At 54.7% G+C, this 21,539-nt stretch carries 28 protein-coding genes; 7 read left to right on the plus strand and 21 right to left on the minus strand.

Annotated features, from left to right (window positions below; all coding sequences use genetic code 11):
- Positions 1–2: 2 nt before the first annotated feature.
- The 21 genes from B5F83_RS00955 to B5F83_RS01055 form a co-directional block, all read right to left on the minus strand.
- On the minus strand, positions 3–383 hold the full coding sequence (locus tag B5F83_RS00955) for a hypothetical protein (RefSeq protein ID WP_087275886.1): 381 nt from the start codon (positions 381–383) through the stop codon (positions 3–5).
- Positions 384–447: 64 nt separating this feature from the next.
- Positions 448–846 (minus strand): hypothetical protein, encoded by a 399-nt coding sequence (locus B5F83_RS00960; RefSeq protein WP_087275888.1) that lies wholly within the window; start codon positions 844–846, stop codon positions 448–450.
- Positions 847–879: 33 nt separating this feature from the next.
- Positions 880–2,181, minus strand: coding sequence for a BACON domain-containing carbohydrate-binding protein (locus B5F83_RS00965; RefSeq protein WP_087275891.1), 1,302 nt, complete (start codon positions 2,179–2,181; stop codon positions 880–882).
- A gap of 6 nt (positions 2,182–2,187) precedes the next feature.
- On the minus strand, positions 2,188–2,796 hold the full coding sequence (locus B5F83_RS00970) for a BACON domain-containing carbohydrate-binding protein (RefSeq protein ID WP_087275894.1): 609 nt from the start codon (positions 2,794–2,796) through the stop codon (positions 2,188–2,190).
- 72 nt (positions 2,797–2,868) lie between these two features.
- On the minus strand, positions 2,869–3,066 hold the full coding sequence (locus B5F83_RS00975) for a hypothetical protein (protein WP_087275897.1): 198 nt from the start codon (positions 3,064–3,066) through the stop codon (positions 2,869–2,871).
- The gene (locus tag B5F83_RS00980; RefSeq protein WP_087325201.1) at positions 3,047–3,604 is read right to left on the minus strand and encodes a hypothetical protein; all 558 of its coding nucleotides are present in this window, start codon (positions 3,602–3,604) and stop codon (positions 3,047–3,049) included. The genes B5F83_RS00975 and B5F83_RS00980 overlap by 20 nt, the downstream gene beginning before the upstream one ends.
- Before the next feature lie 32 nt (positions 3,605–3,636).
- Positions 3,637–4,470: a hypothetical protein gene (locus B5F83_RS00985; RefSeq protein WP_087275903.1), complete on the minus strand. Its 834-nt coding sequence runs from the start codon at positions 4,468–4,470 to the stop codon at positions 3,637–3,639.
- A 1-nt stretch (position 4,471) separates the two neighbouring features.
- The gene (locus B5F83_RS00990; protein WP_087275906.1) at positions 4,472–4,951 is read right to left on the minus strand and encodes a hypothetical protein; all 480 of its coding nucleotides are present in this window, start codon (positions 4,949–4,951) and stop codon (positions 4,472–4,474) included.
- Positions 4,935–5,792, minus strand: coding sequence for a hypothetical protein (locus B5F83_RS00995; protein ID WP_087275909.1), 858 nt, complete (start codon positions 5,790–5,792; stop codon positions 4,935–4,937). Before B5F83_RS00995 ends, B5F83_RS00990 begins: the two co-directional genes overlap by 17 nt.
- 9 nt (positions 5,793–5,801) lie before the next feature.
- Positions 5,802–6,032, minus strand: a complete 231-nt coding sequence (locus tag B5F83_RS01000; protein WP_087275911.1) for a hypothetical protein — start codon at positions 6,030–6,032, stop codon at positions 5,802–5,804.
- The gene (locus B5F83_RS01005; protein WP_143822428.1) at positions 6,029–6,550 is read right to left on the minus strand and encodes a hypothetical protein; all 522 of its coding nucleotides are present in this window, start codon (positions 6,548–6,550) and stop codon (positions 6,029–6,031) included. Before B5F83_RS01005 ends, B5F83_RS01000 begins: the two co-directional genes overlap by 4 nt.
- Positions 6,543–6,881: a hypothetical protein gene (locus B5F83_RS01010; RefSeq protein WP_239383790.1), complete on the minus strand. Its 339-nt coding sequence runs from the start codon at positions 6,879–6,881 to the stop codon at positions 6,543–6,545. Before B5F83_RS01010 ends, B5F83_RS01005 begins: the two co-directional genes overlap by 8 nt.
- Complete coding sequence (locus B5F83_RS01015; RefSeq protein WP_087275918.1) at positions 6,856–7,350, minus strand: hypothetical protein; 495 nt, start codon at positions 7,348–7,350, stop codon at positions 6,856–6,858. Before B5F83_RS01015 ends, B5F83_RS01010 begins: the two co-directional genes overlap by 26 nt.
- Positions 7,351–7,360: 10 nt before the next feature.
- Positions 7,361–8,314, minus strand: a complete 954-nt coding sequence (locus B5F83_RS01020) for a hypothetical protein (protein WP_087275921.1) — start codon at positions 8,312–8,314, stop codon at positions 7,361–7,363.
- A gap of 3 nt (positions 8,315–8,317) precedes the next feature.
- Entirely contained in the window at positions 8,318–8,929 is a 612-nt protein-coding gene (locus B5F83_RS01025; RefSeq protein ID WP_087275923.1) for a DUF6046 domain-containing protein, read from the minus strand.
- Positions 8,926–10,653, minus strand: coding sequence for a tape measure protein (locus B5F83_RS01030; protein WP_087275926.1), 1,728 nt, complete (start codon positions 10,651–10,653; stop codon positions 8,926–8,928). The genes B5F83_RS01025 and B5F83_RS01030 overlap by 4 nt, the downstream gene beginning before the upstream one ends.
- Positions 10,654–10,813: 160 nt before the next feature.
- Entirely contained in the window at positions 10,814–11,113 is a 300-nt protein-coding gene (locus B5F83_RS01035) for a hypothetical protein (protein WP_087276206.1), read from the minus strand.
- 10 nt (positions 11,114–11,123) lie between these two features.
- Positions 11,124–11,537 carry a hypothetical protein gene (locus tag B5F83_RS01040; protein ID WP_087275929.1) on the minus strand — a complete coding sequence of 138 codons (414 nt, stop codon included), beginning with the start codon at positions 11,535–11,537 and terminating at the stop codon, positions 11,124–11,126.
- A 6-nt stretch (positions 11,538–11,543) separates the two neighbouring features.
- Positions 11,544–12,728: a DUF2586 family protein gene (locus B5F83_RS01045; protein ID WP_087275931.1), complete on the minus strand. Its 1,185-nt coding sequence runs from the start codon at positions 12,726–12,728 to the stop codon at positions 11,544–11,546.
- Positions 12,729–12,748: 20 nt separating this feature from the next.
- Positions 12,749–13,660, minus strand: a complete 912-nt coding sequence (locus tag B5F83_RS01050; protein ID WP_087275934.1) for a hypothetical protein — start codon at positions 13,658–13,660, stop codon at positions 12,749–12,751.
- Between the two features lie 23 nt (positions 13,661–13,683).
- Positions 13,684–14,784: a head maturation protease, ClpP-related gene (locus B5F83_RS01055; protein ID WP_087275937.1), complete on the minus strand. Its 1,101-nt coding sequence runs from the start codon at positions 14,782–14,784 to the stop codon at positions 13,684–13,686.
- A gap of 164 nt (positions 14,785–14,948) precedes the next feature.
- Between B5F83_RS01055 and B5F83_RS01060 the strand changes: the two genes are divergently transcribed.
- From B5F83_RS01060 to B5F83_RS01090, 7 genes are all read left to right on the plus strand, one after another.
- Complete coding sequence (locus B5F83_RS01060; RefSeq protein WP_087275940.1) at positions 14,949–15,395, plus strand: DUF1804 family protein; 447 nt, start codon at positions 14,949–14,951, stop codon at positions 15,393–15,395.
- Between the two features lie 2 nt (positions 15,396–15,397).
- Positions 15,398–16,141 (plus strand): DNA adenine methylase, encoded by a 744-nt coding sequence (locus B5F83_RS01065; RefSeq protein ID WP_158094118.1) that lies wholly within the window; start codon positions 15,398–15,400, stop codon positions 16,139–16,141.
- A gap of 33 nt (positions 16,142–16,174) precedes the next feature.
- On the plus strand, positions 16,175–17,713 hold the full coding sequence (locus B5F83_RS01070; RefSeq protein WP_239383791.1) for a hypothetical protein: 1,539 nt from the start codon (positions 16,175–16,177) through the stop codon (positions 17,711–17,713).
- Between the two features lies 1 nt (position 17,714).
- On the plus strand, positions 17,715–18,158 hold the full coding sequence (locus B5F83_RS01075; RefSeq protein ID WP_087275943.1) for a phage protein Gp36 family protein: 444 nt from the start codon (positions 17,715–17,717) through the stop codon (positions 18,156–18,158).
- A gap of 33 nt (positions 18,159–18,191) precedes the next feature.
- On the plus strand, positions 18,192–19,544 hold the full coding sequence (locus B5F83_RS01080) for a DUF935 family protein (protein WP_087275947.1): 1,353 nt from the start codon (positions 18,192–18,194) through the stop codon (positions 19,542–19,544).
- A gap of 119 nt (positions 19,545–19,663) precedes the next feature.
- Positions 19,664–20,791: a hypothetical protein gene (locus B5F83_RS01085; protein WP_087275950.1), complete on the plus strand. Its 1,128-nt coding sequence runs from the start codon at positions 19,664–19,666 to the stop codon at positions 20,789–20,791.
- A gap of 141 nt (positions 20,792–20,932) precedes the next feature.
- Positions 20,933–21,532, plus strand: a complete 600-nt coding sequence (locus B5F83_RS01090) for a phage virion morphogenesis protein (protein ID WP_087275952.1) — start codon at positions 20,933–20,935, stop codon at positions 21,530–21,532.
- Positions 21,533–21,539: the final 7 nt, after the last annotated feature.

Here is a 21,539-nt window from a genome sequence, read left to right on the forward strand (position 1 = left end):
GTTTATGCGCGTTTCACTCCTCCGAGCCTGTCGGCCCATTTCTCGGTAAAGAACCGGTAGTATCCGTGAGGGTCCGACGGGTCGTACCTGTAGAATGCGGCCCATATTAGGGATGGCAGCCCTACTACTATCAGGTACAGGGGCCCGAGCATGTTCGACTGCCTCGTATGGCCGTACTCATGCATTACGGTCTTCGTGTCAGTGTCCCCTACGTACACGTAGAACCCGAGCGATATCCCTCCCGGAAAACGCGGACAGTAGCGTATCTTCCTGTCCTTGTGCCGTATCGTCCTGTCCTTCCTGTAAAAGGGCATGATTGCGAGGCCCATGAGGTTCTGCGGCAGCTGCCATATCCACAGCAGCACATCCATTATCCTTTTCATGATTTCGGTTTTAAACAGGGGAGGGACACGCCCTCCCCTGAAGAAGATGAAAACACTTACAACCCTAAGCCTGCCCCTTCTTGAACAGGCCCGCGATTGCCTTGACCACATCGTAGAACCCGCATCCGGACAGTCCCGCCGCCAGGCCGTACAGCAGCACCTGCCACCATGCGGAACCGACAAGAAGCGGCGATATCTTAAGCCCCCAGGCGGCGAAGCATACCACTATGCCGACACCTGCCGAAATGCCTATTTTCGCCAGCTTGCTGCCCTGTATCTTCGGCACCAGCTTCAACAGCTGCGTTACGATTGCGGAGATGAGCGCGACGATTCCCGTGAAGGTGGTAAGGTCTATTACGAAGCCAGACCCTTCAACGGGTGTCTCCCCGGTCTGTGCCATGAGCGTTACGGCGCCCATGGCGAGCATCAACAACGATGCGATGATAAAAACGATTCTTTTCATACTAACCAATGCTAATTCAATAATTTAAAAACTTCAAGTCCTTTTCAGAACGAACGTGCCCAAATTAATGGAATTGCCTCCGGCATCCTGAGGGGTCCAGCCGAACACGTACGATATGTCCTGCGGTCGTAGCGACCCAGGCAGTGCCGGCACGAGCAGGCGTATTTCCCACTCGTAGGCCTCGTACCTGCCACGGTATGAGGCTATGTTGCCGATTTCAGCATTTCCCGGCTCCCATTCCAACGCCTCCTCGCCGTTGATGAGCATCGTGGCGGATGGCGTTGCGGAGAGTGAAACATACCGTATGAACACGCAGGTTGAATTGCTCCTGCCCTTGATGGATATCGTACCCTCCTGCAACTTCGGGAAGCTGTACGTCGGAAGCACTTCCGTCTCCACTTCGCAGAACTCCTGCGCACCGCCCTGCGACAGCTGCGGCCCTTCTACGTTGGTGTCGGCATCGCCGATGAGCCATTTCCCGCTCTTGTCGGACCAACCGGTATTTTCCGGCCATTGCTGTATAAGGAGCTCCCATTCGTAGGCTTCGTCCACCCCCGGGTCGTCGGGTATGGGGTATACCTTCCCCGACTCGGTCAGCTCTACCGTCTTCACCGTACCGCTCGACTTGCCCGTCACCGTCAGGGTCGCCTTCATCGCGGCGCCGGAAGTAAAATTGGAGCCAGAGGCCGGCAACAGCCCGATGCCTCCAATGTTGCCCTCCCCGTACAATCTGGCCGGGTACTTCCCGTTGGCATTGATGCTCAATGACGGCACTTTGTCGGCGCGTGTGATGAACGGCGAGGCGCCTTCCTGCGACAAGCGGACAAGACCGCTTTTGTTGGAGGAAGGTATAATCGCCGCATCGGCTACGGAGAGCGTGCCCCGGATTTCGGCCCTGCCGAGACGTTCCGGGAACGTCATGCCGTAGCGGAATACGTATTCGGCATCCGCACCGGGGTCGCCTTCGATTTGTACTGGATTGAAAGGGTCCTCCAAATCGGTGCTGTAGCTGTCCGCAAGAAGGTTCACGCGGGATGGCTCGGGCATTGCCCCGGACTCAAGCTGAAGCATCAGCGCAACGGCATTGGACATGCCACCCAACGCCACACTTCCACCGGAAGCAGGGACCGTCAGTACTCCGGAGGTAAGCACGGACACGTAGGCGGACTTGCCCTCCTGAATGACCTCCAGCGTATCCGGAGTCCCGCCATCGGGCGTGCCGGAGACTGTAGCGGACCGTGCCTCCCGCCCGGTATGTTCCTGGGCGGAAAGTTCCAATACCGCGTCCCCTTCACCCGATGTGGGAACGATTTCAAGCCATTCCGGAAGAGCCATGATACGCTACGATATGTTCCAGGTGGTATTGGATTCGATATTGACGGATACGTTGCCTCCGGCTTGCGGTATAGTGATGCTTTCCTTCGCGAAACGGAAGTATGCATCTCCTGCCGCCTGCTTTATGACTATCTGCTTCGATATCGACCCCCCGTTGTTTACCTGGAGCGTGAATTCCCTTTCCTCTATCGTGCCGTTCTCCGGAAGTGTCACTTTCACGGAAAACTCGTATTCGGCAGAGGCACCGGGGTCTCCGGCTATGGCCTGCCCGTTCGCCGTGGACTTGCCGCCGGCGGTGTAGTTCTCGGCGATATCCAGTTCGCCACTGCCTCCTACCTGGGAGAAAGAGAGCTTCGCGGAGTTGGATTTTCCCGTTACGGTGACTTCGCCGCCGTCTTTCTGTGCAGCCATTTCGGCTCCGTCGTTAAATTGTATGAACTCGGCCTTGCCGGCTTGTTCCACCTGATAGGTATCAGGGGTCTCCACACCCGTCGCGGTACCGGTGACGGTCGTTTCACGCGACTCTCGTCCTGTGTGCTCCTGTGCGCTGTTGTTCAGCGATTCGTTTCCCGAGCCCGACATCGGGCTCACGGTCAACCATGATGCTTTTGCCATAATTGTAAATAGTTAGTGGTTATTATTAGTGGTTATTAAATATGGTTAAAAATCAATTGCAATCAATGTGTCTCATTCTATATTCCAGTCCGTATTGCTCTCGACTTCGTTTGTCGCCGTCGAGCCGTTGGTTGGCGCGAGCCATACGATTTTTCTTTTGAAACGGAAGTATTTCTTTTCCGTCCTTGGCCATACCAATGCGCCTCCCACGTATACCCTCGACACCTTCCGCGTGCCGATGCGTATGTCCTTAATGTTGTCCAGCAGCATCCCCCGTATCCTCCGTTATAACGTACATCGTGTTCCCGTCCTTGACCTCCAGCGCATCGTATTCCGACTGTGTGAGGGGAAGAATGGTGCGGATTTGCTTAGATAAAACATATTGTTCATTCATTCTTATCCATTCTTCCTCTGTGCCTTCGTAACCGTGCAGTACCGCTATCTCGTATGCTGAAAGCCCGTTTGCGGGAACTACGATGTTGCTTTTGACCGCAAGCGTGTTGTCATTGCAGGTGTCGACACACCCGTACGTAAGACAAAAGGCATCGCATGCCTCTATTGTAACCATTCCCTCCCCATCCTGATTTTCAATTAGCTTCAGTCCGTATTTCCCTGCTATTTTTTGTGCTGCGCCTTCAAACACAAAGCGGATCACGTTGTCCTGCACAAGGTAGTCTTTGATTTCCGTGTCCCCGTAAATGTTAGTCAGAAAGACCTTCAACTCTTTCCCAGCCAGGGTTTCGGGCTTTCCAAGCCGCTTAACGGTCCATTCTATAGGGAGGTCGTTTTTTATTCTGAATATCTTCATAATATAATGGCGTAAAATTATTATAAAGAGCTTCAAATTGTGTTCAAACGTGTTTCGAACGTTGATTGAATACCAGATGGAAGCAGCAATCCCAGTTCCGGCACGTCTGGAGCTATCTGCATCTTCATACTCACGCCGTCATCCGAGGACGACAACGATATCACAAGCGGCACCACGTATCCTCCAATATTGCCTATTTCTATCGGCTGTGACAGGGCGAGCGGACAATAGGTCTTCCCCGCATTGATGCTGCCGGATAACAAGGCCGATTTGTCCTTGTCTTCAAGGACGATATTGACATTGTCCGCCAGGATGCTTGTCACCGCCGTTGTCGTCCTGAAGGAAGCAGTGATATGATACGCCCCGTTCTTTCTTGTGATTTTTCCCGCCATGCTGACCCCGGACACATCGGAGACGAACGTCGCGAGCTTCTTTTCCCCAGTGTTCATGCGCGGGAACTCGGATGAATATCGCCATTTGGACAATACGGTCGTAAGGACTGCTTCCCTTTTCTCGTAGCAGTTGTGTGACTGTCCGTCCTTGAATATGCGTTCTCCTTCCTGCGGATATGATTTTTGTACGTGGAAGTATATGTTAGGGAGATGGGGAATCCGGATGCTGATGCTTCCAGATTTTATCGGCAGTATTTCCCCGTCAAGTGCCACCACGCCGTCCGTCCATGCATATGTGGGTTCCTGCACGGAACTGCCGGATACCGACACCTCGCATCCGGAGAGGATGACGGAATCGTATCCGGTCATCGCCCTTACGAGGTTTTTCAATGTGCTTCCGACAGCTTCTTGCATGAAGTCGAAATCCCCGAGCCACATAGGCTGCAAGCCTTCGAAAGTCAAAAATTTATCCATTTCAATATGTTTTTATTATGTATTTCACCCCTGCGAACTTGTAATAGTCCACCCATTTGCCGATGTCTCCTGTTTTTCCCGAAAGGGATTCCGGGATATTTACTATGAATCCTCCAGATATCCTGTCAGGTTGTTCTGAAGACAAATACACCGGAGGGTCGTATCCTTCTTCTCCTGATATTCCGACATAGACCGTGTCCAATGTCTCGTCTTTGTACGACATGTAGAAAAAATCCTCGTCGGCATAATCCGTTATGTATATTCCGCCTCCGAACAATTCGTTCAGGAACCGTTCGAGATAGTTCGTGAACGCGTTGTAGCTCAGTTTGCGAAGCGTGCCGTCCGCATAGGAGGACATCCTGTCAGACAGTGAGGACAGCGGCATTGCGAGCGCATCAATGAGCGCCAGCAGGCCCTTCCTCCTCAATATCGGCGGAAGCAGCCACCTTGCGAGCTTTGACGTATCAAAGTTGTAATACATACGTGATTCCCTCCCTCAGTTTTTCAGTTTTGAACGCCCCTCCGACGGCGGTATAGTTGTTCCCCGATATCGACACATAAGATGCCGATGCGGCCGGCCTCACGGCGACGTCCTGCAGCAGTACGTCCACCACTCCATCGGCGGACTGTACGGCATCCACGAGTTTTGTCTTGTTGAAAGTGCCGCCGTACTTGATGGAGGACAGATATCCCTCTATCGCGGTTTCCACCGGATAATCCGTGCCGCTTATCCTCTTTCCGTCCGTCTCCAGCATGAGAGGGTCGTATTGCACATACAATGACATGCTGATGCAGTCGGGGTCATAGCTGAACACATCGACCAGCACCCCTGCCGGTTTGCGCCTTCTGATGTACTCCTTGAATGCGTCCAGGATGTCGGAAGAAAGCGCTTCCGGTTTTCCTTCACCGTCCATGCCCGAGACCAGGATCAGCACGCCCCCTCCGCGGTCGCTGCATGCGGCGAATTTCACCACCCTTTTCGAATCGTCCTCGTCAGGGTAACGGTAGGTTTTTGTGGTGTCGTCGTATACGAGTTCGTCCCCGTGCTGGTATTCAAGGCAAATGGAATAATACCACGGCAGCGATGCCACGACCGCGGTCCTCGACTTTTCGTCCACTTCGGACCTCAATGCATCGAACATCGATTCGAGCACATATATGGTTGAAGCGACGATGAAGAACAGTATGTTCTCGACACTTACTTTCGAAAAGACGTCATCGAAAGCCCCGTCCCCTTCAATCCCGTACTTTTCCCTTATGTACGGATCGGAAATGAACATGTCCGTCATTTCCCTTTTTATTTCACTGATGCTTCGTGCCATGATTATGTGTTATAAGTTGTCCTCTGTCGCCGTAGCGGGCGAAACCTTTTGATTTCTCACGTATTCCTGCATGTATTTGTCGAAAACCGTTTCCGGACATTCCAGCATCGTCCCGGCAGGGACGTCATGCGTTAGCGGCAGATTGTTCGCATCCGCCAATGTGACGATTGCCCGTATGTCCCCGTACACCTGCATCGCCATGTCGGCCAACGTCTGTCTCGGCATCACTTTCGTCTTCATCTTCCTGACCGTTTTAATATTATCGCCATTGCGGCGGCCGTTGCGGCACACGCAATCAGGATCCATGTCAGTCCGCCGCCTGTCGCAGGCTCCCTGCTCGCATCCATGGATGACTCCTCGGACACCGTTTCGTCCGTGGCCGACGTACGTCCGGACAGGCTGTCCGTCCTTTCCGAAACCGTCCCGGACTTTGCAGACATTGAGCCGTAGGCCCCCGTCTCCTCCGTCTTTATTTCAGCCTGTATCCTTTCAGTCACATGCTGGCTTCCGCTACTGTCGGGTTCGGAATATTTTTCCTTTCTGAATATGATGTCGCGCGACTTCATGAGCGCAAAAGCCTCTGAGGCGTAATCGTCCATGATGCGCCTTATTTCTCGCTGCAGCATGGTGGAATCCTCCTGCAACGCAAGTGTCCGGGACCGGGCCTCCTGGGACGACGAAATGTTCTTATGTGCGCCGCAGGAGTGCAGTCCCATGCAAACAAAAACAATTATGATGGTAACTATTGTCTTATTCATAGCTCGCTTCTATCGTTATGCCTTTGTACGTAATTGCCACGCCGGTGACGGTCTGTCCGTCAAGTTCCATCTGTTCCCGAATCTCGCGCTTCCACAGTTCGAGGTTCTCGTCAAGGAGCATGTCGCTGATGCCAACCCCTATCGACGGGTCTTCCTTCCACTCGCCCTTGTGCGTTTGCAGTATGAGTGCCTGGTTCTGCGACAGGATGTCCCCGATGACAAAGCCGGAGGCTATTTTCCCGTAACCGTCTTTCATTACATGTATGTCGATGTCGTACTCCGACAGCCGTATCCCGTTCATTTCCTCAATGTCTGATGTTTGTGTCCTCATAGTCGTCCTTGTCGAACCGGTCCGCCTTGCCTGCCGTCGCGGCCGCCGTGCCGGTCTGCGATGCGGCGGTTCCGGTAGTGGAAACCTGGTGCGTATGCCTGTTGAAGGCATCTACGAGGGCGTTCAGTTTTTCGGTGAGCGTTGCGATGTTGATCAGCCCTCCGAGTCCCCCGCCGTTCATCTCTATGCGCTCCACTTCGTCCACCTGCAGTACTGCGAGCGAGGAAAGGTCGCCCGACAGGCTTCCGACTATGACCGCGCTGCCTATGCGGGGAATGATGAGGGCCTGCCTGTCCCGTTCGGACAGCGATGCCCGCAGACGTATGCCGGATACCTCGGTACTGCCGAAACGGCAGGAGCATGTGGGGCCGTCTTCGTCTACGGAGGTGACTATGCCCTGGTATAGCGTGATTGACATCGGCGCCATGACCTTTTTCAGGTTTTCGAGCAGTCTTCTGTTGTTGTCCATGTTTTCTACCTTAACTTAAACGGAATCCGAGTGTCACCTTCCTTGTAGCGCCGCCGCTGCCGAACTCGGTATCGACAGAAGTGACGAAATATTTTCCATCCTTGTATCCATAGTCCCTGTCGTGCAGTACCGCACCGTCCCCTGCGGCCACATGCGGCACGAGCCACGTGGTTATGTCCCCGTCGTAGCCGTCGAACGACAGGCGCTTATGCTCGCTTTCGCCACGCAGCCGCATCGATTCGTCATCGGAAGCCGCAGCCCTGACCTCGACCTTGTCGCCTCCGGTGCTGCCTATCTCCATTTCCTTTACGGAGCCGTCGGGAAGCAAAGCCTTGACCACTACCCGCACTTTCCTCTCATCGGCGTTCCTGTATTCGAGATTGCAATCCTGCACGTTCAGGGAGAAATCATACAGCACGTCCTTGCCGACCTTTTCCCCTGGAGCATGCACATGCAGGGTTTTCCCTTTCAAATAGACGTCGGCCCCGCATTCCTCCTGTATCTTTTTCAATACGTCGTATGCCGTGGCCGTGCTGACAACGAATTTGTCGTATGTCCACGAGTAGCTGCATTCGAGTGAATATCCCCCGCCCGTTTCCTCCAGCACGCCCTTGAGCAGGTCGGACAGACGGACGTTTTTCATTTCCCTGTCGGCAAGCGGGACACGCAGTTTGAAAAGGTCGTCCTCGCATTCGACCGTGATTGCGCCGTTGTCCGTACCGATGCGCTGCACCCATCCGGAGAATTCCTCCGCGAGCCCTGTTTCCCCGTAGCCGAGACGGATGGACACCCTGTCGCCGCGTTTTATCTTGCCTTCGACATCCAATGCGGAATTGTATTGAGTGCCAGGAAGGGTGATGACCGCCGTATCGGCCAGCAGCTCAACTGAGCTGTGTATCTCGACCTTTTCCATCATACCGACCTTGTAATCGCCTATTTCTATGTCATAAAGCAACGTGAACATCTCTCATAACTGTTTTAAATCGTCCTTTTTCAAAAGCAGCCTGTATATGTCGTCGGAACTGGCGGCAATCCTGTACGCCTGGTTATGACGTCCCGAAGTGAAGGGGAAGGAATAATCCTCTATCACCATCCTGTTGATCGAGAAGACCTCGAAAAGCGGGCATGCGACTTCGACCGATGCAGCTTCGCAGTGTTCCTTCAGCCTTCTTACGTCGTCATACGGGTAATCATTGCCGGAAAAATCAGTGAGTATGCCTTCGATGCTCAGCTGGTAGTCCCCTTGTGTCCATCTCTCCTTTATCGATCCGCGCACCTTGCCTTTTGAAACCTGCTTCTTAGTGATGACGTTTGTGCCGTTGATGGTAATCAGCGGTTCCAGCGGCAATGTCCACCAGTCCTTGCCTTGCATCCTGAGCTGTAGTGGGAACACCATCGGCACGCCGATTGCGTTTGTCTTTACGAGCTCTTCGAGCTCGCCGTAGTCCATCGACTCGATGTCCGTGAACCGGTCCGGCGGAATGTCGGCCACGGCGGTGTCGTCGAACAGGAAATACGGAGGGAGCTTTCCCGGAAGCACCCTTGAAAGTATGTTGCCCAATATGAACTTCGTAATCATCTTGCCGCGCTTGTCGCTATTTCAAGCGATCTGTTTATTGATTCAATTATTATCCTGCTCAATTCGTTCATACCGACCCCGTGCTCGTTTGTCACATTGATATTGTCGAAAAACTTCCCTATGTTCAGTGTTATCTGCGTGTTGCGCGTTCCCCCGGTCGTTATGTCGTTCGCTACTTTCCCTGGAGAGGTGCTTGCCGCCGAAGCATCCAATGCGGGGCCGATGAAATCATCGGCTACACCTGCCGCCGCCTCGGGCTCCTCGATGGCATCCTTGGCCGCCTGCTTGGCGCGTTCCTGCGCAAGCCGGGACTGGTAGTTGCCGGATATGCCTCCGAAAAGCTCTTTGGCCTGTTGAATGTTCCTCGCCTTTCCTTCTGTGTCGATGAACGCCTTGCCTGCATCCTTGACAGACTGCCACGCCCCGTCGAAATCGCCTCGGAAGAGCTTCCCGATGGCCTCGCCGACCTTGCCTATGGCATTGAGCAGCGACATGATGTTGCCGACCACGACGTCTTTGATCAAAAGGGCGAAACCCTTTATCGTGTCCCATACGGTGAGTATGACGGCACGGAATCCGGCGAACTTGTTCCAGCACACGATAACGGCAGTGACAAGAGCCGCTATTCCGGCTATTATGAGTCCTATCGGGTTTGCTGTCATTGCTGCGTTGACGAGCCATTGGGCCTTCTCGACGAGCAGCAACGCCGCATAATGCGCAAGTTCCGCTATCTTCCATCCTTTCAGGACGGTCGTATTGATTGCCATCGCCACGGTATATGCTCCGATTGCGGCCGCAGCGGCCAGGACGACGGGATTTCCTTCCCTGAAAAGGTTGAAAAGCCAGTTGAAGGCGGCCGCAATGCCCTGTACGACAGGAATCAGGACTTTTTCCATTATCGAAGACAACGCGTTGAATGCCGGGATCAGGAGAGGTTTCATTATCTTGTAGATTTCGAGCAGTACTTTTGAGGCCACGCCCAGCATTTGCTGGAACGCCCCTCCCGAGGTTTGGGCAAGTTTGTCCGTCATGCCGTTGAACCGTCCTCCCGCCGAGGTGGCCTTGATTATTGCCTGCCTGAAAATCTCGTAGGATATGGTCCCCTTTGACATCTCCTCCCTTACTTCGGCCATGGTCTTCCCTGTGAGTTCGGCGATATCCTGGAGCGGGTTGTATCCCGCATTGATGAGCTGCAACAGGTCCTGGCCTTGCAGCTTCCCGGCCGATGCCACCTGCCCGAATACGAGCGCGAGCGACTGTAGCCTCTGCTTGTCGCCCATGGCTATGTCGCCGAGCCTTTGAAGGTCCGAGACGACCGTGTCCGCCGATACGCTGTAGCCGAGCATGGTCTTCGAGGCTTCGAGTATCTCCTTACGGCCCCAGATGGTATCGTCCGCGTATTTGTTGAGTTTCTCGAGCATCGATGCCGATTTCTCTTCCGAGCCTACAAGTACCCCGAACGAAGTGGCTGTCATGTCGGCCTCCATGCCGAGCTTGGCCACCGTGCCTATTCCTGCAGTCATCGCCACTATCGGGTTGGTGATGAATTCCGCACCTGGCAGCGACATGAAAGCGGACTTCAGCCGTCCGCCCACGCTTGATGCGAGGCGTGCCGCGGACGAATCCGCGGCATCGAGCCTCTGCTGGAGGGCTGCCGCCTGTGCCGCCACGGCGTTGCCGCCTTTCGCGGAAAAGTTTATTATGAATTGCAGGACCTTGTTCATTTCCTTTTACCTGATTCCCTTTGCCTGATGTCTCCAAGTTGCGCCAGCATCGTCGCCCATTGCTGGTCCGACAAGGTGTCCGGATCCACGTGCAGGTAATACCTGAGCAACGTGTCGGAATATCCGATGAAATCCGCCCCCGGCGAGCCGTCGGCCAGCTCTACAGCTTTTTTATTTCCGCCTTCTTCGTTTCCGCAAGCGCCTCGAGCGTAGGGACTGCTCCGAGGAAGTATTCATCGTCGTCCATTATCTCCTTGTCTCCGTCCACCCAGCATTGCCGCAGCAGGATTTCCGCGAATTTGAGAGCATCCTTGCCCTGCGAACTGCCGGCCGTGGCGAAGGACAGGTCCTTGCGGCCCGGCTTCCTGACTATTGCCAATTTGTCTTCCACCTTGATTTCGAAAAGCATCCCGTGCTTTTCCTTCCATTTTGAAAGTTGTTCCTTTGTGTATTCGAACATGTCCGTAATTTTAAATGTAATTCCTTTTGACATCCATCATTATGATTGGAATCTCTATTTCCATGAATTTGTCGTTCTGCGCCATCCCTTTCGGAATCTCGGTGATTTCGACCCCGACGAGGAGGTCCGTCTTTATGACATCGCCCCTCAGGGGGTTCCCATAGGCTACGACGACGTTGAAAGATATGTCGAGCGCATCACCGCCTGCGGCCGTCTCCAGGGCTTCGAGCTCCGATTGCAGCAGGGTGATGGTCCCTGAGTACGACTTGTTGCCCCGCTGTATGCCGTGCGGCTTGTTACCCTTCGCATAAAGCGGCTCCTTCTCCTGCGAGGGAGAGTATTTCACGGCGCGTATGCCGGTTACGTCGCGCCCTGCCATGATGACTGATACGTCAGCCCATTCGTATTCCCTTGAATTGAACATACAACTTTAGTTTGATGAAGACAATAAAAATCCTATCGACACGTTGATGAAACGTGCGTATCCGTAGGGCCTCACTTTCAGCGTTACGTTTATTCTCGAAGTGGATACGACGTTCTGCGAAGGGTCTATGCTGCATTTGCATCCCGACCCGTCCGTCCCGCTCAGTTCCCCTGCCGAGGTCATCTGTGTGTCGATTGCGCCTTCCACCTCTGCCTGCCAGCTTTTGATGACACCCTGCTGCATGGTGCCGTCTTCGTTGGTATCGATCTCCCCGAGCAAGTAGTCGAGCAACGTCGAATACGCTATCCTTGCGGCCTTATCGATGGTGCGCCTGTTCGTGAGGTGCGCATAGTCGTCCGTAGGATCGCACGCCATCCTGTCGTCGGTGAAGAAATATCCGGTACGTCCCACATACGTGCGCGGACAGATGTAGCCCTTGTCGTATATGGCGGTTATGTCGTCAACGCACTCGTCGACCGGCTTGCCGCCGACATACATCTTTTCAGGGTATAGCGCCCCGTCGGCAACGCGGCCTATGTTCCGATGCACGGGTACGGATGCGACCTTGCCGGCGAATATGCCCATCGCCGCTCCGTCCCCGTCGTCGGACGTGCCCCCTATGACCACGCAGCACCTGTTGTATCCGAGGTCGCTCAGGTCCTTGAGGTCCGCGGCATCGGTGAACCCCTTCCCCTCAAGCGCCACGAATATCGGGGCGTACAGTTCCGAGGCCGAATAATCGGCAAGCTCCTGCGCCTTGGGCAATGCGGAAAACACGTCCGCATCAAGGCCTTCAGCACCTTCCTCCGCTTCGACCGCCGAAGCGAGCACTATCCCCCTGAGCTCCCCTTTCTGGGCTTGCAATAGGGTACGGAGCTTGCCGGAAGTCTTGTCGCAAAGCCCGGACATGGTATCCGTGGACGGATAGCCGACGACCACGAGCTTCGTGCCTTCGTCGGCCGTGGAATAGAACTGCGACACGAGCGAATGCAGGCGCGCATTGTTTTCCTGTGTCACGCCGAGCCCGTCGAGCGACTGCGGACGGTATATCGTGTACGGATTGCCGAGTGCGAAAGTTGCGCCGGCCGCCGTAGCCCCTATCACGGCAAGGGCGAGAAGGCCGTCCTGTGATTCAGGCACGGTCCCGAGCTGGCCGTTAAGGTATTCTATCGTTATCTTTGGCAGTGCCATGGCTTTTGTTTTTTTAGTGATTAGCCTGCCGACACTGCCGACTGAACCAACGCATATACTCCTTTCTTGTCGTTTCGGCGTATCGCTCCGCCGCACCTAACAAGGAAACTGTATATGTCCCCGTAATAGAGAGGGTTGTCCATTGAATCGAACATCTTCACTTCGCCGAGTGCGCGCGACACGGAAGCTTCGTACCAGGCGAGTCCCGCCGCATTGTCGGCGGCCGCACCGGCCTTGTCGAATTCAAGCAGGGCGTTGGAGGAGTTATACCGGAGCACCTGGCTTCTTTTCATGACCTCGAAGCCGTACAGGCCTCCCACTATGCCGCGTTTGACGTCCGCCGCCTGGAAGAAGCCTATGGCATCCGTCTCGGTCATGTCCGAGAGCAGCTGCGCGTACATCTGCGCGTCAAGGAGAAGGTACCTTCCGCGCTGCGGTATGTTGTCCTTGTCGAACTGTGTCATCAGGGTCAGCACGTCGGCCTTGGACAGGCCCTTCCTGTTTCCTGTAGCCAAAGCGGTGTGTGCTGCCACGCTCTTTCCCGTCGTAGGCACCATGTGGTTCGAATCGGGGGCCCATCTATATAGCAGGTTCTGCCTTGCCACTTCGAACAGTTGAGCCCTGTCCTGCGATATCACCGAATTGCGCTTGTCATACGACAGCTCTATGGTCTCGGCATAAGGGATGTGTACCGGGTCCGTGGTGAACTCGTCCAATGCGTATTCTACATCCGTGTCCGTCCTCTTTGACACCGTTGCCGGAACAGTACTCCTGTTTTTCTGCACTTTGGAAGGCGCGCCGGCGTTGGGTATGTGTACTTTCTTGCCCTCGTTCACGTACTGGTCGTCGTTGACGGCCTTCGCCGCGAAGGTGTCGTCGGCGAAAAGGTTTTCGACTATCGTCCTTAACCAGATTTCTTTCTGTATAGCCATATCTGTACTGTTTTATTTGGTTGTCATTTACTGAAAGTCTCCTTGAACTTCCTGTCATAAAGTTCGGGATGGTTCTCCTTGAGCTCCGCGAGCCTTCCGGCCTTGTCGATTTCGTCCCAGGTCATCCCCGCAAGTTCCGCGGACCTGTCAGAGCCGCTACCGATAAAGTCGTTTATGCGCCCCTTCTTTTTAGGTAACGAGTCAATGAGTTTTCTCGCATTCGCCTCGTCTGATTTCATGAGGGCCATGAACGTTGCTGTCTGCTCCTGCGTTATCCTGCCGTCCGCCACGGCCGAGTCTACGAACGCCTTCCTTGCGGCCTCTGCGGCCTCGTCGCGTTCCTTTTCGAGCGTGTCCACCCGTGCCTGCAATGCCGGCACCTTGGCCGCATCGTTTTCCAGTTCCGCCACGCGCCGCATGACTTCGTCGTCGTTTGCGACATTCTTGAATGACGGCCTTTTCCTGATTTCTTCTAAAAGTCCCATGTCTTTATCATATTTTGCACGCCTGTCAGCCAGGCTGTTGGTTAATTCGTAAATTTCCTCCGCGGAAGGATTGTCATTGCGGTCGGCCCCTTCCATGTCATATATGGAATCGGCCAGGCCCATCTCCAACGCTTCCTGCGCGTTTATCCAATGGTCGCCGCCTGAAAAATACCGTGATATTACGTCCTGCACGTCCATCTTGCACTTCCCGGCTATGATCTGTGCAAGTATGACCTGCGCCTGTTCGGCCTCCTGGGCCGCGCGGCGTATCTCCTCCGATGTGCCGTATGCGCCCCCGGACACCTGGTGCAACATGAGGCGGGCGAAGCGGGACATGTGCAGCGGTTTCCCGCACAAGGCTATGACGGAAGCTATTGAAGCCGCTATGCCGTCCACGTATATGTTGATTTCAGAAGCGGAATTCCTCAGGGCGTTGCAGATAGCGATGCCGGAAAAGACCTCCCCTCCGTAGCTGTTTATGCGCACGTCTATGCTTCCGTACTGTTCCTGCAGCGACAGCAGTTCCGCCACCACGTCGGAGGCGTCGACCCTCTCGTGTGTCCCGATAGGTCCGTAGAGCAGTATGCAGGCGCTCCCTCTGCCTGGTCCCGGTATGACATTGAAAAATTTCCTTTCCATCCTTGAAATGTTTGTGCAAAGATGACCGATTGCCGCAAACCGTCAAAAACTTGATTTAATGACACTTCGATTTTTGAAGTATCACACTCCGATTTTCGCAGTGTGATAAAAACAGAATTTCACGCACCGCCCGCAACGGGTGATATTTGCAATAAAAAAAAGCGATGGCGCCATTGAAAAATGAACAGAAGAAGTCCCTTGCGAGGGAAATATACCTCCTCGGCTCGTACACCCTTGAGGAGATTGCCTCCAAGGTGGGCACGACGAGGCAGACCGTGGGCCGCTGGGCCAAGTCGGAAGGGTGGGACGAGCTCAAGGCGGGCATGACCATAACCCGCGAACAGATACTCAAGAACATGTACCGCCAGATTGACGAAATCAATTCCGGCATATTGCAACGCGAGGCCGGGCAACGCTTTGCCAATGCCAAGGAGGCAGACGTGCTTGCGAAGCTCGCGGCGGCCATCGACAAGATGGAACGCGAGGCCGGACTTGCCGACATGGTGTCGGTCGGCATACGCTTCTGCGAATGGGTCCGCAAGACGGACATCGATATGGGGAAACAAGTGGCCTCCCTATGGGATGCCTTCATCAAGGATGCGATAAACTGACCATGGCATACGGAATACCATACAAAGGCTCGAAGAACAAAATTGCCGGATGGGTGGTGTCCCATTTCCCAGAGGCGGAGCATTTTTACGATGTCTTCGCCGGAGGGTGTGCGGTCGCCCATGCGGCAATGCTTTCCGGAAAATTCAAGTCGTTCCATTTGAACGACATCCAGGAACAATATCCCCGCATGTTCGTCGATGCCGTACGTGGCAAGTTCAAGGACGGCGCGGCTGCCGTCACCAGGGAGGAATTCCACCGCATGAAAAACACCGACCCATACGTGGCGGCATGCTGGAGTTTCGGGAACAACTGCAGGAATTACCTGTGGGGGAAGGATATCGAAGAAATAAGATATGTGGCATGCGACATGGTGCTGAACCCTTCATGGGAACGGCGCTTCGAGTGCTACAAAAAACTGATGAAAACTCCCGGGCCTTTGCCCAAGTTGGATCCCGTGCAGCGTTTGAAGCGCCTGCAGGTTTCCGGGGTTCCGCCGGTGGAAATCACGGTTACCGGGCTCGATTATGCGGATATCGCCTTTGAGAAAGACAGCGTGGTATATTGCGATCCCCCTTATTCGGGGACCGATGGCTATGGGATGGAATTCGACCACTGCCGGTTTTACGACTGGCTCCGTGAGCTTCCCTGCCCCGCATTCGTGTCCGAATATTCGATGCCCGATGATTTCACCGAAATAGGCTCGATAAGCAAAACATGCTCATTACCAGCGCATGGGGGGGGGTAAGATGACAATAGAGAAGTTATTCATCCATAAAAAATGGAATCCATGACAGCCGAGGAAAAATTAAAGATCAAAGAGTGGGAGGCATACCTTGAAGGCATCCGAAACAGCACTCCTGTGGAAAACGGGCTTGACGAGGCCGCAAAAAGACGGAAACTCGCATGGCTCGAAGCGCACCCGCTTGAATGGATAACGTATTTCTTCCCCGTATACGCCAGGTATCCGTTCGCGGAATTCCATAAAAGGGCGATAAGGCGCATCCTGTCCAATGACGAATGGTACGAGGTGCTCAGTTGGTCGCGCGAACTCGCGAAAAGCACCGTGGTGATGTTCTGCGCCATGTTCCTCGCGCTGACCGGGAGGAAAAGGAACTTCATCCTCGCTTCGGCCACCGAGACGTCGGCGGAAAAACTGCTTGCGCCGTACAAGGCCAATTTCGAAGCCAACGGAAGGCTGAAGCAATTCTACGGGGAAACGGCCGTTCCCGGAAGCTGGACATCGACAGCCTTCAAACTGAGGAACGGCGCCGCTTTTTATGCGATAGGCGCCGGGAACGCCCCGCGAGGCATGCGCAACGAGTCCGTCCGCCCTGATGCTATCATAGTGGACGATTTCGATACAGACGAGGACTGCCGGAACACTGTGACGTTGGACAAGAAATGGGACTGGTTCGAAAAGGCCCTGTACCCGACCCGTTCAGTCAGCAAGCCGACACTGGTGATATTCTGCGGGAACATCATAGCCAAGGACACGTGCGTGGCCCGCGCCGGAAAGATGGCCGACCACTGGGACATCGTGAACATCGTGGACAGGGACGGGAACAGCACGTGGCCGGAAAAGAACACCCCTGAGAAAATAGACAGGATAAGGATGTCGATATCGAAAAAGGCGTTCCAGGGCGAATACATGAACAACCCGGTAAGCGAGGGGAAGATATTCAAGAACCTGCCTTACGGCAAGGTGCCCGCTCTCAAAAAGTTCAAGTTCCTCGTGGTTTACGGCGATCCGGCCTATTCGAACAGGAAGGACAAGAGCGATTCGATGAAGGCCGCATGGCTCGTGGGCAAGATTGGCGGGAAATACTACGTGATAAAGGGCTTCCTCGCAAGGGAGACGAACGCGAACTACATAGGGTGGTTCTACGAGCTCAGGGATTACGTGGGAGGGAGGACGGCGGTCTATCTCTACCAGGAAAACAACAGCCTCCAGGACCCTTTCTTCGAGCAGGTGTTCAAACCGCTGATCCGGCAGGCGAACGGGAAAAGGCACGACAGCCTGTTCATCAGCCCCGACAACCGTGCCAAAATCGACAAGGCCGCGAGGATAGAGGCGAAACTCGAACCCCTTGACAGGAACGGCTCGCTGGTATTCAACGAGGAGGAGAGGGACAATCCCCACATGGCGGAACTGCATGACCAGTTCGGCCTTTTCGAAATGTCGCTGCCCTACAACGCCGACGGCCCGGACTGCATCGAAGGAGCAGTGAAAATCATAGACGACAAGATGCTGGAGGCTTCTTCGGCAATAGACACCATGCCGTTTTCATCGTTCAGGGACAAATCAAAAAGGATGTGAAATGGAAAACTATAATTTTATAACATTGAGGGATTACGACGCCTCGATACACAGGGACATACTCGATTCGCTCCTCCGCGGCGATGCCGCTTCGGACGGGGCAATAATAGAAGTGTGCGAGGACCGGGCGGTAATGGAGATGCGCTCGTACCTCGGAAAATTCTACGACTGCGACAAGATTTTCTCGCAGACCGGGGAGGGGCGGCACCAGCTGGTGCTGATGATGGCCGTGGACATCGCGGTGTACCATCTCTTCTGCATCCACAACCCGTACAAGATGTCGCAGGTCCGGAAGGACCGTTACGACAGGGCGGTGGAATGGCTGAAGGCCGTATCGCGCGGGGACATCACCATCGACGGCGCGCCCAGGCTTCCGGACTACACACAGTCGGCCAACAGCCCGTGGCAGATAACGGGCAACCCGTTAAGGGAAACGCATTTTTAACCGTTCAAACAGCGTTCAAACACCAGACATACCATGAATGAATACAGGAAAAAAGGCCGCCCGGCAAAAGGGCGCAAGATAACTTCCGGGGGCGTAACGCAGCTCTCGGAGGAAAGGACGAGGCTGGACATCGTGCTCCAGTCCCCCGAAATATTCCATTTCGACATGCAGTCGTACATGTCGTCGCTGTCATCCGCCACGGCCATAGACTTGTACAGCCGTTCGAGGCTTTACGACATATACGCCTCCGTCCTGCTCGACCTGCACCTGACGGGGGTGATCAACAAAAGGCTTGCCGGCGTGTCCCGGATGCCGATAGAGTTCCGCAGGGACGGGAAGCCGGACGACGGCGTGAACGCGCATCTCCGCTCGCCGTGGTTCAGGCGTTTCGTGAAAGACCTGATGTGGTCCAAATTCTGGGGGTTCACCCTCGTGCAGTTCCGCAGGGACGGCAGGGGATGGATAGACTACGACCTCATAGACCGCAAGCATTTCGACCCGGTGAAAAGGGAGGTGCTGCGCTACGAGTCCGACACGTCCGGGGTGCCGGTCGGGGAATTCTCCGATGTCCTGTACGTGTCCGAGGGCGACAGGGAACTCGGGATGCTCGCAAAGATAGCACCGATGGTGCTGTACAAGAGGGGGAACATGGGAGACTGGGCCGAGTTCTGCCAGGTGTTCGGAATGCCCATACGCGAATACACCTACAACGCCGGGGACGAGGAAGCGAGGCTGAGGCTGTTGAAGGATGCCAGAAGTCAGGGCGCGAACGCGGTGTACATACATCCCGACAACAGCACCCTGAACCTCATTGAATCCTCGAACAAATCCGGCACGGTGGACCTGTACGAGCGTTTCGCGAACATGTGCAACACCGAGATATCCATAGCGGTCCTCGGCAACACGCTGACGACCGATGCCAAATCGACCGGGACACAGGCGCTCGGCACCGTGCACAAGGAGGAGGAAGACCAGCTCAAGGAGGACGACAGGGATTTCATACTCGACGTCCTTAATTACGACATGGCGGACATCTTCGCCTCCCTCGGGGTGGATGTGGCCGGAGGGGAGTTCTGCTATGTCGAAAAGAAAAAAATAGACAAGACCGTACAAATCAACGTCGTGGAGAAACTTTCCGCAATGGGCCTGCCGATATCCGACGGCTATCTGTACGAGACCTTCGACATTGACAAGCCTGAAGACTACGAGAAGCGCAAGGCGGACATGGAGGAGGAAAAACGCCTCAAGGCCGAACGCGCCGCACTGTTGGAGAAGCGGCTGAAGGACGGCGGCGTTAAAGGGAACGGGGGTGAAGGAAAATTCATTGACAGGCTCAAGGGTTTTTTCGCCGCGGCCCCGCAGGACGGGGCTCCCTTGAAGTACTGATCGACTCCCTTTACGGCCACAGGTGCGAATCTTGCGGCGGACTGTACGGCGATGCCCGGCAGGAAATATCGTTCAGTCCCGAAGCACTGGCCAAAGGGCTCAGGGAGATATGGTCCGGCATGGATGTGCGCAGCCGCATACAGCGGGACATCTTCGAGGAGACCCTGAGGCTGTTCGACAAGGCGGCGGCCGAGGGGCTTGCCGAGTCCGGGAAGGCCGCCGACGACATGTTCCTTGACGAAATCAGACGGAACAACGCCGTGTTCTCGGCGTTCCGCACGCACAGGATGCAGAACGACCTGGCATCGAGGCTGCTGGACGGGGACGGCAACCTGAAAAGCTTCGACCGGTGGGTGCGCGACGTCCGGGGCATGACGTCGCACTATTGCGGAAGCTGGCTCCGGACCGAGTACGACACGGCCGTCATCAGGGCGCACCGCGCCGCCGACTGGAGGCACTTCGAGGACGAGGCGGACGTGTTCCCGAATGTACGATGGATGCCCACGACCTCGCCGAACCAGGACCCGCTGCACCGCCAGTACTGGGAAGCCCGGCTCACCCTGCCCGTGAACCATCCGTTCTGGAACGACCACCGTCCGGGCGACAGGTGGAACTGCAAGTGTTCATTGCGGCAGACGGACGAACCGGCAGACGATTCCGTGATCCGCAAGTTCTACCCCGTCAAGGCGCAGCCCGGCCTTGACAACAACCCCGCAACGGACGGCAAACTGTTCTCGGATTCGCACCCTTATTATACCAAGGCTTACCCTGGCGCGGAAAAGGCCGCGGAAACCATGGCGCTTAAAAAGCAAATCAAGGGAATCATCGTACAGGTCAAGGAGACATTCCCGACCGGACAGGCCGTCAAGATAGGGAATCTCGACAGGTCCGTGCTGCGTTTCATTGAAAAACGTGGGATAACCCCGGTATCGGACGAAATCTTCGTGACCGACCATAGGATAAAACATGCCATTCGCGAGAATAAGACAGACAAAGGGAAGACTGTCAATCCGGATCATTTGGCCGATGCCCTTTCCGACCTTGGCAGGCTGGAAGTGTATTGGGACGAGAAGCAGAAAGGCCTGTGGTACGTGGAGACAGTGGACGGTATCACGAACAAATACGTGTTCAGAATAAACGAGAAAATAAAAGCGGACGGACAAAGAATCACTGTGAATTCATTCGTCACAGCCGGAATCATAGATAAAAGTACCTTGAAAATGATTGAACTTATAAAAATAAAATGATTCTCATACGGTAAGGACTCGAACCTTACAATATAAGGGGTTTTAAACCCTTCCGCCTACCTGATGGCGGCATCGTATAAGAATCATTTTATAGCGCGAATATATTAAAAGTTTTTTACAAAACAAAAAATATCATAAAAAATGTCACCGGAACTTGAGAAATCAATAAACCTGCTGCTGAAGAAACTTGAACGCGTGCGCGACAGGGAACTCCCGGTGCGTGTCGGCAGGGCGGTCGTGAACGGGATCAGGGACAATTTCAACCGGGGCGGATTCTACGGCAAGCCGTGGAAAACGCCGATAAGGTCGAAAGCAGGCTTCAGGGGAGCCACGGGGCGGTACGGGCCGCTGCTGTCCGGTACCAACCACCTGAGGGATTCGACCGACTACATCCCAGGTACCGGGCGCGTGGCAATCCGCAACACCGCCCATTATGCCGGAACGCACAACGATGGGGCGGACATCGCCGTGACCGCCAGGATGAAGAAGTTCTTCTGGGCGAAGCATTACGAGGCCGCAGGGGATGTCCCGGTGCTGAAAAGCGGCAGGCCGTCGCGGAGCAGGAAGGCCGATTCCATACGCGGGGAAGCCGCTTTCTGGCGCAACATGGCCTTGAAGAGGACAGGCAGCAAGATAAAAATACCGCAAAGGAAATTCATGGGGGAATCCCCGGAAGTGGGAAAGGCCGTAGAGGCCGAAACCATGAAGGCGCTGCAAAGGATTATCGACAACATAAAATGATTGGAAT

This window comes from Muribaculum sp. An289, from assembly GCF_002159555.1.
In the GTDB taxonomy this organism is placed as follows: Bacteria; Bacteroidota; Bacteroidia; order Bacteroidales; family UBA932; genus Merdivivens; species Merdivivens faecigallinarum.

Bases quoted from the DNA above. Each gene is read 5' to 3' on its own strand.
- B5F83_RS00955 (WP_087275886.1), bottom strand. From the start codon at position 383: ATGAAAAGGATAATGGATGTGCTGCTGTGGATATGGCAGCTGCCGCAG.
- B5F83_RS00960 (WP_087275888.1), bottom strand. From the start codon at position 846: ATGAAAAGAATCGTTTTTATCATCGCATCGTTGTTGATGCTCGCCATG.
- B5F83_RS00965 (WP_087275891.1), bottom strand. From the start codon at position 2,181: ATGGCTCTTCCGGAATGGCTTGAAATCGTTCCCACATCGGGTGAAGGG.
- B5F83_RS00970 (WP_087275894.1), bottom strand. From the start codon at position 2,796: ATGGCAAAAGCATCATGGTTGACCGTGAGCCCGATGTCGGGCTCGGGA.
- B5F83_RS00975 (WP_087275897.1), bottom strand. From the start codon at position 3,066: ATGCTGCTGGACAACATTAAGGACATACGCATCGGCACGCGGAAGGTG.
- B5F83_RS00980 (WP_087325201.1), bottom strand. From the start codon at position 3,604: ATGAAGATATTCAGAATAAAAAACGACCTCCCTATAGAATGGACCGTT.
- B5F83_RS00985 (WP_087275903.1), bottom strand. From the start codon at position 4,470: ATGGATAAATTTTTGACTTTCGAAGGCTTGCAGCCTATGTGGCTCGGG.
- B5F83_RS00990 (WP_087275906.1), bottom strand. From the start codon at position 4,951: ATGTATTACAACTTTGATACGTCAAAGCTCGCAAGGTGGCTGCTTCCG.
- B5F83_RS00995 (WP_087275909.1), bottom strand. From the start codon at position 5,792: ATGGCACGAAGCATCAGTGAAATAAAAAGGGAAATGACGGACATGTTC.
- B5F83_RS01000 (WP_087275911.1), bottom strand. From the start codon at position 6,032: ATGAAGACGAAAGTGATGCCGAGACAGACGTTGGCCGACATGGCGATG.
- B5F83_RS01005 (WP_143822428.1), bottom strand. From the start codon at position 6,550: ATGAATAAGACAATAGTTACCATCATAATTGTTTTTGTTTGCATGGGA.
- B5F83_RS01010 (WP_239383790.1), bottom strand. From the start codon at position 6,881: ATGAGGACACAAACATCAGACATTGAGGAAATGAACGGGATACGGCTG.
- B5F83_RS01015 (WP_087275918.1), bottom strand. From the start codon at position 7,350: ATGGACAACAACAGAAGACTGCTCGAAAACCTGAAAAAGGTCATGGCG.
- B5F83_RS01020 (WP_087275921.1), bottom strand. From the start codon at position 8,314: ATGTTCACGTTGCTTTATGACATAGAAATAGGCGATTACAAGGTCGGT.
- B5F83_RS01025 (WP_087275923.1), bottom strand. From the start codon at position 8,929: ATGATTACGAAGTTCATATTGGGCAACATACTTTCAAGGGTGCTTCCG.
- B5F83_RS01030 (WP_087275926.1), bottom strand. From the start codon at position 10,653: ATGAACAAGGTCCTGCAATTCATAATAAACTTTTCCGCGAAAGGCGGC.
- B5F83_RS01035 (WP_087276206.1), bottom strand. From the start codon at position 11,113: ATGTTCGAATACACAAAGGAACAACTTTCAAAATGGAAGGAAAAGCAC.
- B5F83_RS01040 (WP_087275929.1), bottom strand. From the start codon at position 11,537: ATGTTCAATTCAAGGGAATACGAATGGGCTGACGTATCAGTCATCATG.
- B5F83_RS01045 (WP_087275931.1), bottom strand. From the start codon at position 12,728: ATGGCACTGCCAAAGATAACGATAGAATACCTTAACGGCCAGCTCGGG.
- B5F83_RS01050 (WP_087275934.1), bottom strand. From the start codon at position 13,660: ATGGCTATACAGAAAGAAATCTGGTTAAGGACGATAGTCGAAAACCTT.
- B5F83_RS01055 (WP_087275937.1), bottom strand. From the start codon at position 14,784: ATGGAAAGGAAATTTTTCAATGTCATACCGGGACCAGGCAGAGGGAGC.
- B5F83_RS01060 (WP_087275940.1), top strand. From the start codon at position 14,949: ATGGCGCCATTGAAAAATGAACAGAAGAAGTCCCTTGCGAGGGAAATA.
- B5F83_RS01065 (WP_158094118.1), top strand. From the start codon at position 15,398: ATGGCATACGGAATACCATACAAAGGCTCGAAGAACAAAATTGCCGGA.
- B5F83_RS01070 (WP_239383791.1), top strand. From the start codon at position 16,175: ATGGAATCCATGACAGCCGAGGAAAAATTAAAGATCAAAGAGTGGGAG.
- B5F83_RS01075 (WP_087275943.1), top strand. From the start codon at position 17,715: ATGGAAAACTATAATTTTATAACATTGAGGGATTACGACGCCTCGATA.
- B5F83_RS01080 (WP_087275947.1), top strand. From the start codon at position 18,192: ATGAATGAATACAGGAAAAAAGGCCGCCCGGCAAAAGGGCGCAAGATA.
- B5F83_RS01085 (WP_087275950.1), top strand. From the start codon at position 19,664: ATGGATGTGCGCAGCCGCATACAGCGGGACATCTTCGAGGAGACCCTG.
- B5F83_RS01090 (WP_087275952.1), top strand. From the start codon at position 20,933: ATGTCACCGGAACTTGAGAAATCAATAAACCTGCTGCTGAAGAAACTT.